The sequence below is a fragment of the Bacillus sp. 05T31 genome (assembly GCF_056396725.1).
The window spans coordinates 17,466-31,502 of the sequence record NZ_JBFTMA010000004.1 but is presented as its reverse complement, the minus strand read 5'-3'; the positions used below and the strand labels follow the sequence as shown (position 1 = coordinate 31,502).

Annotated in this window: 21 protein-coding genes and 1 pseudogene; 10 read left to right on the top strand and 12 right to left on the bottom strand. The window is 36.8% G+C overall.

What is annotated here, in order from left to right; translation table 11 throughout:
* The coding region (locus AC1DJR_RS00705; RefSeq protein WP_477001848.1) for a PD-(D/E)XK nuclease family transposase at positions 1 to 172 on the bottom strand (172 nt) is incomplete at its 3' end.
* A gap of 130 nt (positions 173 to 302) precedes the next feature.
* Positions 303 to 677 (bottom strand): hypothetical protein, encoded by a 375-nt coding sequence (locus tag AC1DJR_RS00700; RefSeq protein ID WP_477001846.1) that lies wholly within the window; start codon positions 675 to 677, stop codon positions 303 to 305.
* A gap of 88 nt (positions 678 to 765) precedes the next feature.
* On the opposite strand from AC1DJR_RS00700, the gene AC1DJR_RS00695 reads away from it, so the two are divergent.
* Positions 766 to 1,242 carry an SMI1/KNR4 family protein gene (locus AC1DJR_RS00695; RefSeq protein ID WP_429688770.1) on the top strand — a complete coding sequence of 159 codons (477 nt, stop codon included), beginning with the start codon at positions 766 to 768 and terminating at the stop codon, positions 1,240 to 1,242.
* A 350-nt stretch (positions 1,243 to 1,592) separates the two neighbouring features.
* On the opposite strand, the gene AC1DJR_RS00690 is transcribed toward AC1DJR_RS00695, so the two are convergent.
* On the bottom strand, positions 1,593 to 2,387 hold the full coding sequence (locus AC1DJR_RS00690; protein ID WP_429688772.1) for a nucleotidyltransferase domain-containing protein: 795 nt from the start codon (positions 2,385 to 2,387) through the stop codon (positions 1,593 to 1,595).
* 52 nt (positions 2,388 to 2,439) lie between these two features.
* A complete protein-coding gene (locus AC1DJR_RS00685; RefSeq protein WP_002068102.1) occupies positions 2,440 to 2,748 on the bottom strand; it encodes a YuzD family protein in 309 nt (102 codons plus the stop codon).
* Between the two features lie 206 nt (positions 2,749 to 2,954).
* Between AC1DJR_RS00685 and AC1DJR_RS00680 the strand changes: the two genes are divergently transcribed.
* Both AC1DJR_RS00680 and AC1DJR_RS00675 read left to right on the top strand, forming a co-directional pair.
* Entirely contained in the window at positions 2,955 to 3,191 is a 237-nt protein-coding gene (locus AC1DJR_RS00680) for a NifU family protein (protein WP_000431159.1), read from the top strand.
* 437 nt (positions 3,192 to 3,628) lie between these two features.
* Positions 3,629 to 3,844 carry a hypothetical protein gene (locus AC1DJR_RS00675; protein ID WP_001137788.1) on the top strand — a complete coding sequence of 72 codons (216 nt, stop codon included), beginning with the start codon at positions 3,629 to 3,631 and terminating at the stop codon, positions 3,842 to 3,844.
* A 59-nt stretch (positions 3,845 to 3,903) separates the two neighbouring features.
* On the opposite strand, the gene yutH is transcribed toward AC1DJR_RS00675, so the two are convergent.
* Positions 3,904 to 4,905 carry a spore coat putative kinase YutH gene (yutH, locus tag AC1DJR_RS00670; protein WP_002089339.1) on the bottom strand — a complete coding sequence of 334 codons (1,002 nt, stop codon included), beginning with the start codon at positions 4,903 to 4,905 and terminating at the stop codon, positions 3,904 to 3,906.
* 120 nt (positions 4,906 to 5,025) lie between these two features.
* Between yutH and AC1DJR_RS00665 the strand changes: the two genes are divergently transcribed.
* A complete protein-coding gene (locus AC1DJR_RS00665; protein WP_429686412.1) occupies positions 5,026 to 5,517 on the top strand; it encodes a phosphatidylglycerophosphatase A family protein in 492 nt (163 codons plus the stop codon).
* 19 nt (positions 5,518 to 5,536) lie between these two features.
* Here the strand turns inward: AC1DJR_RS00665 and AC1DJR_RS00660 are convergent, their stop codons facing one another.
* From AC1DJR_RS00660 to AC1DJR_RS00645, 4 genes and pseudogenes are all read right to left on the bottom strand, one after another.
* The gene (locus tag AC1DJR_RS00660) at positions 5,537 to 6,016 is read right to left on the bottom strand and encodes a GNAT family N-acetyltransferase (RefSeq protein WP_429686413.1); all 480 of its coding nucleotides are present in this window, start codon (positions 6,014 to 6,016) and stop codon (positions 5,537 to 5,539) included.
* 584 nt (positions 6,017 to 6,600) lie between these two features.
* Positions 6,601 to 7,179, bottom strand: a pseudogene (locus AC1DJR_RS00655) (TIGR01457 family HAD-type hydrolase); the annotation flags it as partial.
* Entirely contained in the window at positions 7,127 to 7,786 is a 660-nt protein-coding gene (locus AC1DJR_RS00650; protein WP_477001845.1) for a helix-turn-helix transcriptional regulator, read from the bottom strand. The pseudogene AC1DJR_RS00655 and the gene AC1DJR_RS00650, both read right to left, overlap by 53 nt.
* Before the next feature lie 78 nt (positions 7,787 to 7,864).
* Positions 7,865 to 8,305, bottom strand: a complete 441-nt coding sequence (locus tag AC1DJR_RS00645; protein WP_002015910.1) for a DUF86 domain-containing protein — start codon at positions 8,303 to 8,305, stop codon at positions 7,865 to 7,867.
* A 146-nt stretch (positions 8,306 to 8,451) separates the two neighbouring features.
* On the opposite strand from AC1DJR_RS00645, the gene glpX reads away from it, so the two are divergent.
* The 4 genes from glpX to AC1DJR_RS00625 all read left to right on the top strand — a co-directional run bounded on the left by glpX (position 8,452) and on the right by AC1DJR_RS00625 (position 10,843).
* A complete protein-coding gene (glpX, locus tag AC1DJR_RS00640; RefSeq protein ID WP_477001844.1) occupies positions 8,452 to 9,423 on the top strand; it encodes a class II fructose-bisphosphatase in 972 nt (323 codons plus the stop codon).
* A 16-nt stretch (positions 9,424 to 9,439) separates the two neighbouring features.
* Complete coding sequence (locus AC1DJR_RS00635; RefSeq protein ID WP_002015912.1) at positions 9,440 to 9,706, top strand: DUF3055 domain-containing protein; 267 nt, start codon at positions 9,440 to 9,442, stop codon at positions 9,704 to 9,706.
* Positions 9,707 to 9,947: 241 nt separating this feature from the next.
* Entirely contained in the window at positions 9,948 to 10,310 is a 363-nt protein-coding gene (locus AC1DJR_RS00630) for an Hsp15 family protein (RefSeq protein ID WP_429686507.1), read from the top strand.
* Positions 10,311 to 10,321: 11 nt separating this feature from the next.
* The gene (locus tag AC1DJR_RS00625; RefSeq protein WP_477001843.1) at positions 10,322 to 10,843 is read left to right on the top strand and encodes a GNAT family N-acetyltransferase; all 522 of its coding nucleotides are present in this window, start codon (positions 10,322 to 10,324) and stop codon (positions 10,841 to 10,843) included.
* A gap of 10 nt (positions 10,844 to 10,853) precedes the next feature.
* On the opposite strand, the gene AC1DJR_RS00620 is transcribed toward AC1DJR_RS00625, so the two are convergent.
* Positions 10,854 to 11,156: a YutD family protein gene (locus tag AC1DJR_RS00620; RefSeq protein WP_002015914.1), complete on the bottom strand. Its 303-nt coding sequence runs from the start codon at positions 11,154 to 11,156 to the stop codon at positions 10,854 to 10,856.
* 118 nt (positions 11,157 to 11,274) lie between these two features.
* On the opposite strand from AC1DJR_RS00620, the gene AC1DJR_RS00615 reads away from it, so the two are divergent.
* Entirely contained in the window at positions 11,275 to 11,853 is a 579-nt protein-coding gene (locus tag AC1DJR_RS00615) for a YhcN/YlaJ family sporulation lipoprotein (RefSeq protein WP_002015915.1), read from the top strand.
* A gap of 28 nt (positions 11,854 to 11,881) precedes the next feature.
* On the opposite strand, the gene AC1DJR_RS00610 is transcribed toward AC1DJR_RS00615, so the two are convergent.
* Positions 11,882 to 12,613: a MerR family transcriptional regulator gene (locus AC1DJR_RS00610; RefSeq protein ID WP_477001842.1), complete on the bottom strand. Its 732-nt coding sequence runs from the start codon at positions 12,611 to 12,613 to the stop codon at positions 11,882 to 11,884.
* A 99-nt stretch (positions 12,614 to 12,712) separates the two neighbouring features.
* Between AC1DJR_RS00610 and AC1DJR_RS00605 the strand changes: the two genes are divergently transcribed.
* Positions 12,713 to 13,528, top strand: coding sequence for a YhfC family intramembrane metalloprotease (locus AC1DJR_RS00605; RefSeq protein WP_477001841.1), 816 nt, complete (start codon positions 12,713 to 12,715; stop codon positions 13,526 to 13,528).
* A gap of 24 nt (positions 13,529 to 13,552) precedes the next feature.
* Here AC1DJR_RS00605 and AC1DJR_RS00600 read toward each other — a convergent pair whose 3' ends face one another.
* Complete coding sequence (locus tag AC1DJR_RS00600; protein ID WP_088033184.1) at positions 13,553 to 13,996, bottom strand: hypothetical protein; 444 nt, start codon at positions 13,994 to 13,996, stop codon at positions 13,553 to 13,555.
* Between the last annotated feature and the right edge of the window lie 41 nt (positions 13,997 to 14,037).

The following is a 14,037-nucleotide window of genomic DNA, read 5'->3' as shown; positions in this document are numbered from 1 at the left end:
CATATTGTCGATGCAAATGAGGATCCTCTAGTTGTAATGAAGCAATTGGTGATTCCAAAGATTCCTGTAACATCGCATTCAAAAATGTAATAAGAATATCTTCGCTACCACTTGTACCAAATAATTGTTTAAACGCAAAATCAATACGTAAATTAACTAATTTCTTGGACATGTGTCTTTTCACCTGCTTATTTTATTTATAGTTTCATTTTACATAACAAGACCGAAAACAGGCAAATAAGAGCTTGAAATAATAAAGCAAAAAAGAGCTCTAATTAGAGCTCTTCTTCATCACCACACAACTATCMCACATTMCCCTTCACTTTCTCAATAACATCTTCTATACGCTTAGCTATACATTCCGGCTCCCAATCTCCCTCACCGTGCATTGCCGTATAAACTGGACAATTCTCATCATTACTATCTACAAAGATTGGATYTCCAAGATACGAATCTATCCCAATTACAACCCATCCTTTTTTCCAATCTCCTTCTTCATTCCCAGTTAAGCTTTGTCCTTCTTCATCAAAGCTATAACCAAGTTGTCCTTCTTCTATTTCTTCACTATTAAACAACTCTATCGTCATTGATTCAAATTCATACTCTAACTCAATTTCATTATCCTCAGCGCGATCTACATGTGCTAACAGCTGTTTAATTTTATTGTGGTTAATCATGATATCTTCCCTCTCTATTGCGCAAGATTTTAATTAACTATAGTATACAAAATAAAGTTTATAAAACTATTATTTGAGGTGACCAAATATGAAGACTACACTTTGGACAGAAGATGACTATTTAAAATTAGCACCAATTAACGACGAACTAATAAAAAAAGCTGAAGAAGTACTAAACGTAAAGCTTCCGGAATCGTACATAAATCTTCTAAAAGAACAAAACGGAGGAACGCTGCGCCTTGATGCTCATCCTACTTCAGAGCCAAATTCTTGGGCAGACGATCACGTTAATGTTTCTGGATTATATGGCATTTCTTTTGATGAAAATGAGTCTAGTATTTTAGAGAGCCATTATTTAATTCAGGAATGGGAAATGCCTGAGAATCTCGTACTTTTATCTGGGGACGGCCATACATGGATTGCACTAGACTATCGAAACGTAGCTGAAAATCCTCCAGTTATATTTATCGATAATGAGTTTGAGGAAATTATTGAATTAGCACCTAACTTTGAAAGTTTCTTACAAAACTTGACTACATACAATTATGATGAAGATGAAGAGTAAACCTATCTCTAAAGGAGTGCGCAATAGTGCAAGATTTCATTATAAAGTGAAACTTTAATCAGTGGGGGTTTTGTTCATCCCCCACTGATTATTAGCCTTCACCAATCGGGCTTTTACGGGCAGTTGATCTCCCATCTAACTTCTTTGCTCCAGCCGAATTTTGAAGTGAGAGTCTTACTGCCCGTTAATGCGGGATAAACATCAAAAAGAACAGTCTATTGCATAATGTTTCACATGAAACTATCCATATTTTAGATTATCTTTCGACTTCTCATTCCTTGCAAAGTACTTTTTCATTATATAAAAATAGTAAAAGCATCCTTTATATGAAGGATGCTTTTACTATTCACCTACCACTTCCCCCTACACTCTTCAATTACATACAGCAAATACTGCTTCGTCATATCAGCCCTTCTCCACCTAGAGAGCTTTCGCTTTTCTTTTGGATTATGCCGCATTCGCTCTACTTCCCTTAATAAAGGCTCCCACTTATGAGAGTAAAGTTCCAACATGTATTGTAATCCTCTATCTTTTGAAACAATTGTTTTATGATCTAACGTATATAAAATACGTCCCATCGTAACGACAGCTGATTCTACCCATTCTTCTATGAAAAATAAATAAGGACGCTTCGCTTTTTCAAGCCAGTAATGTTCTACGTTGTATTTCATTGTATTTACTACATCGTCCCACTTTATTTGAAAGGAAAGGTCTTCTACTTCTTTCCCGCTAACTGTAATACCTTGATTTTTCAATGTCCACCATGTGACCGCGTTAATATCCCAATGACCAATATCAGCCTTACCATCTGCACAATACACGTACTCATTTATTTCATGATTGTATTTCCCCAAGTCAGCAAGCGGAATATACATACCGTCCATTCTTTTACCTAACGTACTTTTACTAATTTTTTTATGCAGTTCTATAATTTGTTGTTTTTCAGCTTCATTCACGGAATCACTTATTACCGTAACAAAGTCAACATCGCTCGTTTCTATATGAAATGTTCCTAGCGCGATTGATCCGTAAATATATACCCCGACTATTTTTTCATCCGAAAAAATTCCTTTTAATTCTACTATGTACTGCTCCATTAATTGCTTTACTTCTTCTGGTAAAGCATGTTTTATTCCATTCTCCACATCTATCCCTCCAATAAAAAAAGCCTTCGCAAATTCGCAAAGGCTTCATGCTTTATAAATATTTCTCGATTTCTTCATAAACATCCTTCAAACGTGGATTTCCTTCTCCAACGATTTCACCATTTACAAGAACGACTGGATAAAATAGATCTTCCTCCACTACTCGCTCTGCGAATACTTTTTTATCTTCATCTTCTTGTTCTTCTTGAAAATCAATATACTCAAACTTAAATTTATTTTCTTGTCCTTCATATTTACGACCAATCGCCGCTTGTAACCACTCAAACGTTTCTGTTGAAGATGGCATTCCAACGCAGCTCGCACAAATTACTTTCGTCCCATACACTTGCACATTAACCATTTCTTCTCCCCCACTTCTCGTTCTAACAGTATATTCAGATGTCTTATTTCATAAGCACATCATTTTACAAACTTATTCCATACCCCTATACTGAAAAAACACGTTGTACACACGATATAATATTTTGACAATAAAACAAGAAGAGAAAAAATAGATTTTCCCCTCTATCTTGATTATAATAAAACTGATGAAAGGAGTCGATAAAAATGGAAAACCCACATATGCAAGAACAAGTACTAGAGGTATTAGATAAATTACGTCCATTCTTACTTCGCGATGGCGGAGACGTTGAATTAGTAGACATTGAAGAAGGTATCGTAAAATTACGCCTTATGGGTGCATGCGGAAGCTGCCCAAGTTCTACAATCACACTAAAAGCTGGTATCGAACGCGCACTACTTGAAGAAGTACCAGGCGTTATTGAAGTAGAACAAGTATTTTAATTAAAAGCAGAAGCGGCTCGTTCAAAATGTGAGGAGGATGGAGCTTCTGACATAGAGGCGCTTTTTGCCTCAGCGGAAGAAGCGAAGCCACCGAACATTTTAGCCGCTGGAGCTAGATAATATCTAAAAGCGGAAGCGGCTCGTTCAGAACAGAAGGTCATTGGAGCTCCTGACGAAGAGGCGCTTTTTGCCTTCTTATGCGGAAGGTTCTTAGACACGAAGAGCTAGCCACCAGAGCTAGATAACATCTAAAAGCAGAAGCGGCTCGTTCAGAATCGCTTCCTAGAAAGAGACCCAAATGGGTCTCTTTTTTTATTCAAATAACACTTCCCCTTTAACATCATAAAACAAAATTGGAAATCCTTCTCAAAAAGTGCGATAATTAATACTATAGAATCGTTCACACATATACAGAAAAAAACATAGGGGGACGACACATGCCAAGAATGGGGAACACTTTCTTAACAATTCAAGAACTAGAGAAGAAAAAAGAGTATTTATTAGACCTTTCATCCGTTATACCAACATGGAATGCAAGTTATCAATTTTTATTTAAAGAAATCCAGCAAGAATTATTGAGTAAAGTAAATGAAAAAATCGAAAGACATCAATTCATTTTAAATATATGTGCAGATCAACAGGTAGGGGCATAATGTATTACATACAATTGTGATATATAAAAAAGAGACCTCACCCGGTCTCTTTTTTCATTTTAAGATAGCCAATCTAATTTCCTAATGCCTAACTTATCAACAGGTAAACGAAATGACTCGTAAAAATGATTCATAAATTGCTCAGTGCGCTTCACATCATGTAAAATGATTTCTAAACGGGCTCTATATATGCCTTTTTGTTCTTCGTTTCCTGTTTGATAATATCGTTCAATTGTTTCAAAGTAGTGAAGCGGGAACAGAAGCCTTGCGAATAATAAGCGCCAACCAAATGAAGAGAGCGAATAATTACGTTCATAATCTGTAATGAATTGAACTACCGTTTGCTCCCAATCTTTCTTTTTTTCTATCATCATATAGCGAATACATTCTGCTATATCCCTACTTGGGTGATCATATACCCAATCAAAAGGAAGTTTTAAACGCTTCGTTTGCTGCCATAATAAAGGTGTAAATCGTTCTTGGCAAATTGTTGCTGCGTCAGTTATTTGTGGTGTATCGTCCATTTCTGTATCGACAACATATTGAATTGCATTTTCTGCAACTCCTAAGTAATACGGGAAGGATTCAATAAACAATTGATCGAATACGTCTGAAGGATGGTTCATCACTTGCGATTGCCAAAACCTTTCTAATTGGTCGAGCCTTTTTTCCCATAGTGCTTTCCATTCACCAATGCGGCTTAATTGCTCAACTTCTTCTGGAAAGAATGCGCCACGTTTATGGAATATAGAAAGCTCACTTCCTAATGATGTAGCATGTCGCTCTAACATACGCATACCTTTTAATAAGCAGTAATTTTTTTCTTCTATCTCACTTACATAGTAGCCGTGTATAGTCGGAACGAAAGTCGAAACAGTTATATCCCCTTGCTGGTTCATATAATCACTGAGCTTTTTCATCTCTACAAGTACTTCTTCCTCCATTTCTCCAATTGGAACAAGTACATAAATTTTGTTGCGAATCCAAAAGCTTTTATAGGGGCCAAGGGGGATTAATTCTTTAACATGCATGTGATAATGCTCATAAATATGCTGAATCATCGCAGTCGCCACCTATGGTTTTTCTTTATATATATGAGCTTGTGCTCGCCTTTCATTCCTATGCACATGATAAAGCAACGAAACGTATACAAATACTAAAAAGAAAAAAAGGTGATAAACATGAAAGACTCAAATCAACTACAAGAAAGAGCATTAAAACTATTACAAGAACGCGGTGTAACAATTGACGATATTGCTGAACTTGTTCATTTTCTTCAAAAGAAATACCATGCAAATTTAGAGATGTCAGAATGTCGCTATAACGTTGAGCGTGTACTATCAAAACGAGAAGTACAAAACGCACTGATTACAGGCATTGAACTTGATGTCCTTGCTGAAAAAGGAATGTTAAGTCAGCCGTTACAAGATATCGTAAAACGCGATGAAGGACTATATGGCATTGATGAAGTCATCGCGCTTTCTATCGTTAACGTGTACGGTTCTATCGGTTTCACGAACTTTGGATATATCGATAAATTAAAACCAGGTATTTTAGAATACTTAAATGATAAATCAACTGGAAAGGTGCACACATTCCTTGATGATATCGTTGGCGGAATCGCTGCCGCTGCTTCAAGCCGTTTAGCACACCGTGCTGAGCATTCGGAATAAGGGGTCTAGGCCGTCAGTTTCACACTGACGGCCTTTCATATTCCATAAGCATGAACTCTCTTCCACGGCTCAAAAAAAGAGGTCCTACTTGAAATCCAATGTTTTTATACAGCCTAATCGCTCTCTTATTGAATGTCGCTACACTCAGTCGAAACATTTTCGAATTCAATTCCTCAGTAGCAAATGCTATTCCCGCTTGAAAAAATATTCCCCCCATCCCTTTCCCTGTTAACTCCGGCTTCATTCCAAGCCCAATATCTACTACATCTTCTCCCCTATATAAATTAGCATCTCTTCCCCCTGGCACTTGTGCATTTTCTCCAAAACAAAAATAGCCGATGAATTCTCCATTCTCTCCGCAACAACCGTAATACGTCCCATCTAGTAACTCTTCTATTACTTCAGCATCTCCCGAAAAGCTATATAACGTATAGGGATTTTCATACTTCCACGTATTTATTTCTTTCGCTTCTTCTTCTGTTAACTTATGTATATCCATTCATCTCGCTCCTTATCAAATACTCTACTAATCTATATGTATTTACTCATTCATTTTCCAAACTTGATTCTCCTCTAATCGTAATATGCATAGTTACATACGCATACCCCTTTAAAAAATGCTAAAATTTATTTGAATCGCTGTTGTTACACTTCTTGATTAAGAAAGACTGTTAACCGGAAAATTAACGTCTTATCAAACTCAAGCAATTGGCACGTTTTGTCATCATGAAAGACACTCGAAAGAGTGTCTTTTTTTCTATACCTGAGCAGGACCTGCTCATTTACAAAATTAATGCATAAATTAATATAACTCTTAAACCCATTATTACCTTTCTATACGTTGCAGCGTTCGTTGCGACAGATTCGGATAATAAAAAGCACTCCAGTCAGAGTGCTTTTTACTTTCAAACAAGGAGGTTACATATATGGATAGTACTCTTGTATTTAACTTTGGCATTGGTATTGTTATCATTTTATTCGTCTTCTTTGTACTTTGTATGAGCGGGATATAGAACGGCTATTTTTAGCGTCTTTATTTTAGAAATAAAAAACAGGCAACCTCCTCCGGTTACCTGCMTTTCATTACATCTTCTCAATCCACTCCGTCAAGTTGTGCACAACTTGCGTCGGTTGTACTTCATATTCTGTTAACTTGTCCACAGTTGTTACTCCAGTGTGGACAAGAAGGGTATGCATACTAGCATTTATCCCCGCTAAAATATCTGTATCGTAGTTATCCCCAACCATTAAAGCTTCTTCTTTTCCTATGCCAAGCACTTTTAACGCTTGTTCCATAATGATTGATTCTGGTTTACCAATAAAGATTGGGTCCACACCTGTTGATACTGCAACAACTGATGTTAATGAACCGTTACCTGGTAATAATCCGCGCTCAGTCGGAATTGCGATATCCCCATTTGTTGAAATAAACGTTGCGCCGTTACGCACAGCAAGGCAAGCTTTTGCTAATTTTTCATATGTGATATCGCGATCTAAACCAACAATGACGAAATCAGGATTTTCATCCACAAGTTCAAAGCCTTTTTCCACAAGTGCAGCGTGTAAGCCCTCTTCACCAATCATATATACAGTTGCATCTTGTTTACGCTCATAAATAAAGTTCGCTGTAGCCATGCTCGTTGTGAATACTTGCTCCGCTCGAACAATTACAATCGCCCACGCACATGTTCGTTAACGCCTTCACATTTGCACCTGTAAATAACCGCTTGTACATATCTTTTTCATCCTCACACACTTGCGGGAATTTCTCCGCTATTTCCTTTAACGGACAGTTTTGCTTTTCAAGTATGAAAGAGCGTTCCCCATCCCTTTTTATTTGAACCATATAACCATTTTTCTCTTGCATAGCAGCTATTTCTTGTACTTTATACGCTAAATTACTTTGGTTACTTATCTTCTTTTGCAACTGTTCTTCCATTCGTTTCGTTCTCGCTTGTAAAACGTAACGAAGTATTTTTTCATCGCCCATTCGAACTAAATCATCTAATATTTCAATAGCAAACTGCTTATATTCTTTCGGGAATGTATCTTCTCCCTTTTGACTTAATCCATACAAATATGTTGGGCGTCCAACTTGCTGCCTTACCATCTTTGAATAAATTAGCTCATCATTTTCTAGTTTACTTAAATGTCGACGAATCGCCATCTCTGTAATTTCTAAAGCTTCGGCTAATTCTGCTACAGTATGCTCTCCTTTTATCTTCAGTAATTGTACAATCTCTTCTCTCGTAGTACGTGCTTCCCCCATAGCTCACCCTTCTCCCTTTTCTTTCTCCTATACAATATAAGATCCCCAAAGGAATTCCCGGGGATCTTATAAGCACAATTATTCTGGTACAAATGCAGATACAGGTCCTAATTCCTTTTCTAAATAACTGTGAATATTCGCTGGGTATTTCTCTACCACGGCGATATGTTTTTGAATCGTCTTATATAATTCATCATGATTCATTTGAATATAATCTTGCGTAAGCATTTTTCGAAGAAGAATAATTTCTTTAATATGCGCTCCCTCTTCTCCACTTATAACTCTCTCGTCCATTAAAATATCAATAATATCTTCGTAACTTCCTGGATCGCGCATAATAAATCCATCAATCATCGCATTCCCTACATCTAATATACAATCGATAATAAGATGCGCCATGCGCTCTAATGCGTAAAATTCAAACTCGGTTTCATATGTCTTTTTCTCTTGAAATGTATTTGTTGCTCGTTCTAAACATACTAGCATTTGTTCTATTTTTTTTCTGTCTACGAAGTACATGAATGTCACCTACCTGGAATTAAAGCATTTACATTTTAATTGTAACGCTTTCTTCTGAAAAAATCGACAATTTTTCGAATTCACCTTTTCCTCGTTATTTGTTATAGTTATATTTGTATGATTTTTGAAATTGGAGGAATGCAACCTTGGAACGTGAACTCGCACTAGAAATTGTCCGTGTAACAGAAGCAGCAGCCTTAGCATCCGCACAGTGGATGGGCCGCGGAAAGAAAAACGAAGCAGATGATGCAGCAACTACAGCTATGCGTGATATGTTCGATTCAGTAAACATGGCAGGTACAGTTGTAATTGGTGAAGGAGAACTTGATGAAGCACCGATGTTATATATTGGTGAAGAACTAGGAACAGGTAACGGTCCAGAAGTAGATATCGCCGTTGACCCATTAGAAGGCACAAACATCGTTGCAAAAGGTCTTGCAAATGCAATGGCAGTTATTGCAATCGCGGATAAAGGAAACCTTCTTCATGCTCCGGATATGTACATGGAAAAAATCGCGGTTGGTCCAAAAGCAGCTGGTAAAATTAGCTTAGATGATCCAATTGAAAAAACAATTGATATTGTAGCAGAAGCAAACAATAAAAAAATTCGTGACCTAACGGTTATCATCCAAGAACGTGAACGTCATCAAGATATTATTGACCGTGTTCGTGCAAAAGGTGCACGCGTAAAACTATTTGGTGATGGAGATGTTGGTGCATCAATCGCAACAGCTTTACCTGGAACAGGTATCGACTTATTCGTAGGTATTGGCGGAGCTCCAGAAGGCGTTATCTCTGCAGCAGCATTAAAATGCCTTGAAGGTGAAATGCAAGCTCGCTTAGTTCCAATGAACGAAGAAGAAGAAGCTCGTTGTCGTGAAATGGGATTAGAAGATCCTCGTCAACTTCTTATGTTAGATGACTTAGTATCTGGTGATGATGCAATCTTCTCAGCAACAGGTGTATCTGCTGGTGAATTATTAGACGGCGTGAAATTCCTTGGCGGAGATTTAGCTGAAACATATTCTATCGTARTGCGTTACAAAACAAGAACAGTACGTTTCATTAAAACGCATCACCATTTAGATCATAAACCACACTTAAACTTAGATATTTAATAAAGGAGCCATGTGTATGGAAGAACGTTTCTTTCTGTACGACGATACAGTCGCTACAAGAACTCGTTTCGTTAGCTTTTTGGGGGAAAATGAGCGTCATGATTTAGCGCTTTTATACTCCGATCGTCATTACGGTAAAACGATAGTCCTTGATATGCAAAGCAACAAATTTGCTATCATTGGTCCTGACGATTTAAACGAACAAGGCTACTTAGAGCATGCATTTTCGATGTCTGAAGAAAATGCAGAAGAATTACGCTCATTTTTATTTGAACTTATATAATTTATCGGGTGCACCAGCTATTTTAGCTGGTGTTTTTTTACAGTTTAAATTTCGAATTTTCAATCTTATATGTTATACTTATGAACAAATCTATTTGGATAGAAAGGACGTTATCTACGTATGCCAACAATTACTTTTTGAGACTCCCATGACTAAAATCTCAAGCCCGAATCCTTACGGAGTTACGGGTGGGATTCTTGAATGACTAAACGTTCGCAGGCATAACGCAAACGGAAAAAACATATACCGATTTGCAATTTATAAATGTCCGAAAGATCATACGTGGAATCAAAAACTTCATATTTATAAATCATTTACTGATCACGTCGAAACTGTCGATATGACTCAGCAAGAACAAACGGAAACAAGTACTACCATTTCCATTACACAATACAAAGAAAGTGGTATAGCCGAAATAACGATCGTATTAGACATAGTTTTCGGTTCCCACCGGATTGATAAAGTGTTATCCACATATATTTCAGATTGGAGCCGCACTATCATTGTGGATAAAATTAAAAATGGGCATATCCAATTGAACGGACAACAAATGAAACCAAACAAAACTCTTTCTGAAGGTGATTACATTTCAATTTGTTTGTAAGGAGGACTCTCATGTTAAAGGTGAGAAAAGGTACGATTGATTTATTGAATGACTTAGATGTAATGTATACAGCATGCAAAGAAGCTCTCTTACAGAACCAAATTTATCAATGGGATGATTCTTATCCGACGCGAGAACACATTTCCTATCATCTAGAACARGCCGAATTGTATTGTCTATTCCAAGATCAAGTACTTGTGGGTGCCGTCGTCTTAAACGAAGCACCGTCTCCAGAATACAAACTAATTGACTGGTCAGAAATARACGGACGCTTTCTTATCGTCCACTCTTTTGTCATCCATCCGCTCGCGCAATGCAAAGGATATAGTAAAGTACTATTATCCTTTTGGGAAAACGAAGCAAAACAAAAAAACTACACTGGAATACGCCTAGATTGTTTTACAGGTAATCCGGTTTCATTAAGCCTATATGAAAAAAACAATTATATTTGCCGAGGTGCTGTCTATTTCAAAAGTAAACAGCCTCCTCATAATTGGTATAACTGCTATGAAAAAATCCTCTTACAATCGTAAGAGGATTTTTTCATTTCTTCACTTTTCGTAATACAAAGTGTGCACAACCGAAGTTACAGTACTCGTATAAATACTCTGATAAAGTACTAATTTTCGTATCATATGTCGAACGTTGATTACTATCATCAAAGAATCCGCGCAATCTAAGTTGCTCATAACCCCAGTCTCCAACGATATAATCATATTTATTTAAAATTTCTGCATAGCGCTCTTTAAGTGCTTCTTCACTAAAACCGTCACGAAAGTTTTTAATTACTTCGTACTGAACATTATTAACGCTCACCGTAGTATGAATCTCTTGCTTTTGCTCCATTATGAACTTCCTCTCTAAGCATTCTTCTTTTTATCGTATCACAAAGCATAACAACCAACAATTTCAAATACAAAAAATTGAAAWTTAGTGCATGCTATGGAGAAGGAGGTGATACATCGTGAAAAAGCAAATTATACTCTCTCTTCTCACTCTTTCCTTATTTGCAGGCTGCCAATCAACTAATAAAGCCGAAATGGAGCGTGAAGAAGGAAGTCGTGTTCTTGTTTCCAACAAAAACGACATGTATCATACGGAAAACACAAATACAAGGTTAACGAGAGTCGGCTATTCTTCTAAACAGAAGCATGAAGTATCTAACAAACAAGTAGGCGCTATTAACCGTGAGAAAGTTGCTGAAATGATTACAAGCATGACAGTCAAACTTCCTGATGTCACCAATGCCGCTACACTCGTTACCGACGATGAAGTGTTCGTTGTATACCGTGCAAACACAACGGATCCGAAACTCGTAACAGATCAAGTATATAAAACTGCTTTGTCCATCGTTCCTCGCTATTATAAAGCATATGTATCAACAAACCAAAAGTTGATTTCTCAAATTCAAGGTCTTCAATCTGGTAGCTTAAACGATAAAGAATATGAACAAAGTCTTGATATGTTAAAACGTGAAATGAGCGATAATCCTCATTTGAACAATACGGGGGATCAAACTTTGAATGATATGATTAAAAAATAAAAAGGTGGAGAAAACCTCCACCTTTTTACTATTCCTTACGATCCGCATAAACCTCCATCGCATCACACATAAACTGCGCTAAACCTTCACCAAACTTATCAATATTTTTCGTAAAACGCTCATCAGCAACATACATTTGACCGAGTCCCTTAAAGGCCTCTAATGAATATTCACCGAAGTTTTGCAAGTAATCGTACCATACCCCGATTGCGGATTGCGCCTCTTTAGAATCCGGTGCTCCATTTCGAAGTGTTGCTAGATTTCTGTAAATATTATTAAACTCCTCCTGTTTCTCTTTAGACATCCCCTTCGCTGTTTTATTCGCTTTATCTACAGCCTCATCTCCCCATCGTTCACGTGCTTCTTCTTCGTACGGGTTATGACTAAAATCAAATCCTTCAAATTTCTCTTTATTCGTCATATCAATCTCTCCTTTTGTATACTGAATTGTTTTATTAATCGTCGCTATCACCTTATCTAACCTGGCACGCTTTTCAAGAAGCATTTTCTTATGAAGCTGTAGTGCTTCTTCATGATCAAATGAYGGACTCWTGATAATTTCTTTAATCTTCTTCAAAGGGAAGCCTARYTCTTTAAAAAAYAAAATTTGCTGCARYGTYTCTAAATTTTCATTGGAATACAGACGATATCCAGACTCTGTCGTCTCRTCTGGGGTTAATAACCCAATTTCATCGTAATGATGCAGTGTGCGCACACTAATTCCAACTAAATTAGCTACTTCTTTTACCTTCATTGTCATGTGTATCTCCCCCTTAGTACATACAATAAAGTATGACGCAACGTTAGAGTCAATAAGTAAATTCATTTATCTCTAAAAGTTTCATCTCTCCCATATTTCATGCATAATAGATATGTACATATATTAGAAAGCGGTGAAAGTATGGTTTCAAATACTGTAATTGCCAGCATCATATTTCAACTCGTTGTTTCGGTTCTGGTCCCAATTATTGTACTCGTTTATTTCCGTAAAAAATATAATATTAATTGGAAAGTGGTCGGCGTTGGTGTTCTTATCTTTATTGGATTTACCCAAATTCTCGAAACACCGTTCCACCTATTTATACGTGGTAATCCAGCAATCGCTCCATTTTTAGAAAATCCGTATGTCTTTGCAATTTATGGCGGACTAACTGCTGGTATTTTTGAAGAATTAGGACGCTTCGTTGCCTTTTACTACTTACTGAAAAAATATCGAGAGTATAAAGATGGTCTTGCATACGGAATTGGACACGGCGGAATTGAATCGATTTTAGTCGGTGGATTCGCTGGGCTTCAAACTCTTATCTTTGCAACATCTATTAACAATGGTAGCTTCGCTCAAATGGTTGAAAAAATGCCTGAGCTTAGCCGTTTACAGGACATGTTAATTCAGCAGCCTGCCTACTTATACTTACTCGGTAGCTTAGAAAGAATTATGGCACTCGTTCTGCAAATTGCTTTCACAATGCTTGTCGTATACGCAGTAAAACAAAAGAAATATATTTTCCTCGTATACGCTATACTATTCCACGCACTTGTGGACTTTTTCGCAGCACTTTACCAAACAAAAACAATCAACATCTTTGTCGCAGAAGGAATTACTCTTCTCTTCGCGATTGGTGCTTTCGTTCTTATTCGCAACATGAAAGAGAAATTAGTAAGTGCTTCAGAGTAAAAATAAACCACCAAAATTGGTGGTTTATTTTTTATGTGGATTTTCGTAACAGTGATAACTTCGGCCCCCTCGAAGCTCCTTCTTTGTTTCTGCATCTATAACTATATACTTATGAAATTCATCTACTTCATCTTGAGAAAAAGAAGCAAAAAAGTACACTTGGCGATCAGGATGAACAAATACATCTTGAATCACCACTCTACTTCGACAGCCAACATCTGTTTTTTTTCGGAAGGTAAATTCTGCATCTTGTACTTCTTTCCATAAAATTTTCTTTCGAACACTATACGCCGCATTTTTGTATTCCTTATAGACCTTCTTATCTAACTGTTCATAAAATAGATTTTCATTCACAAACGATTTGTTTTGATTGCTCGGATATTCTAATTTTTGATTTGATTGTGCATATGTTGTGGACAATTGTGTAAAAAAACAAGCAATGAATGCAATAATTATTATTTTTTTCATGCTAGCACCTCAAATTTTCATTATCCACATTACTTTTCCAC

Coding starts and splice junctions, on each gene's coding strand:
- AC1DJR_RS00650 (WP_477001845.1), bottom strand. CDS start 7,786: ATGGGGGAAGCACGTACTACGAGAGAAGAGATTGTACAATTACTGAAG.
- AC1DJR_RS00605 (WP_477001841.1), top strand. CDS start 12,713: ATGCATAATAGATATGTACATATATTAGAAAGCGGTGAAAGTATGGTT.
- yutH (WP_002089339.1), bottom strand. CDS start 4,905: ATGATTCAGCATATTTATGAGCATTATCACATGCATGTTAAAGAATTA.
- AC1DJR_RS00600 (WP_088033184.1), bottom strand. CDS start 13,996: ATGAAAAAAATAATAATTATTGCATTCATTGCTTGTTTTTTTACACAA.
- AC1DJR_RS00685 (WP_002068102.1), bottom strand. CDS start 2,748: ATGGTTAATGTGCAAGTGTATGGGACGAAAGTAATTTGTGCGAGCTGC.
- AC1DJR_RS00695 (WP_429688770.1), top strand. CDS start 766: ATGAAGACTACACTTTGGACAGAAGATGACTATTTAAAATTAGCACCA.
- AC1DJR_RS00620 (WP_002015914.1), bottom strand. CDS start 11,156: ATGGAGCAAAAGCAAGAGATTCATACTACGGTGAGCGTTAATAATGTT.
- AC1DJR_RS00660 (WP_429686413.1), bottom strand. CDS start 6,016: ATGGATATACATAAGTTAACAGAAGAAGAAGCGAAAGAAATAAATACG.
- AC1DJR_RS00680 (WP_000431159.1), top strand. CDS start 2,955: ATGGAAAACCCACATATGCAAGAACAAGTACTAGAGGTATTAGATAAA.
- AC1DJR_RS00645 (WP_002015910.1), bottom strand. CDS start 8,305: ATGTACTTCGTAGACAGAAAAAAAATAGAACAAATGCTAGTATGTTTA.
- AC1DJR_RS00665 (WP_429686412.1), top strand. CDS start 5,026: ATGAAAGACTCAAATCAACTACAAGAAAGAGCATTAAAACTATTACAA.
- AC1DJR_RS00635 (WP_002015912.1), top strand. CDS start 9,440: ATGGAAGAACGTTTCTTTCTGTACGACGATACAGTCGCTACAAGAACT.
- AC1DJR_RS00675 (WP_001137788.1), top strand. CDS start 3,629: ATGCCAAGAATGGGGAACACTTTCTTAACAATTCAAGAACTAGAGAAG.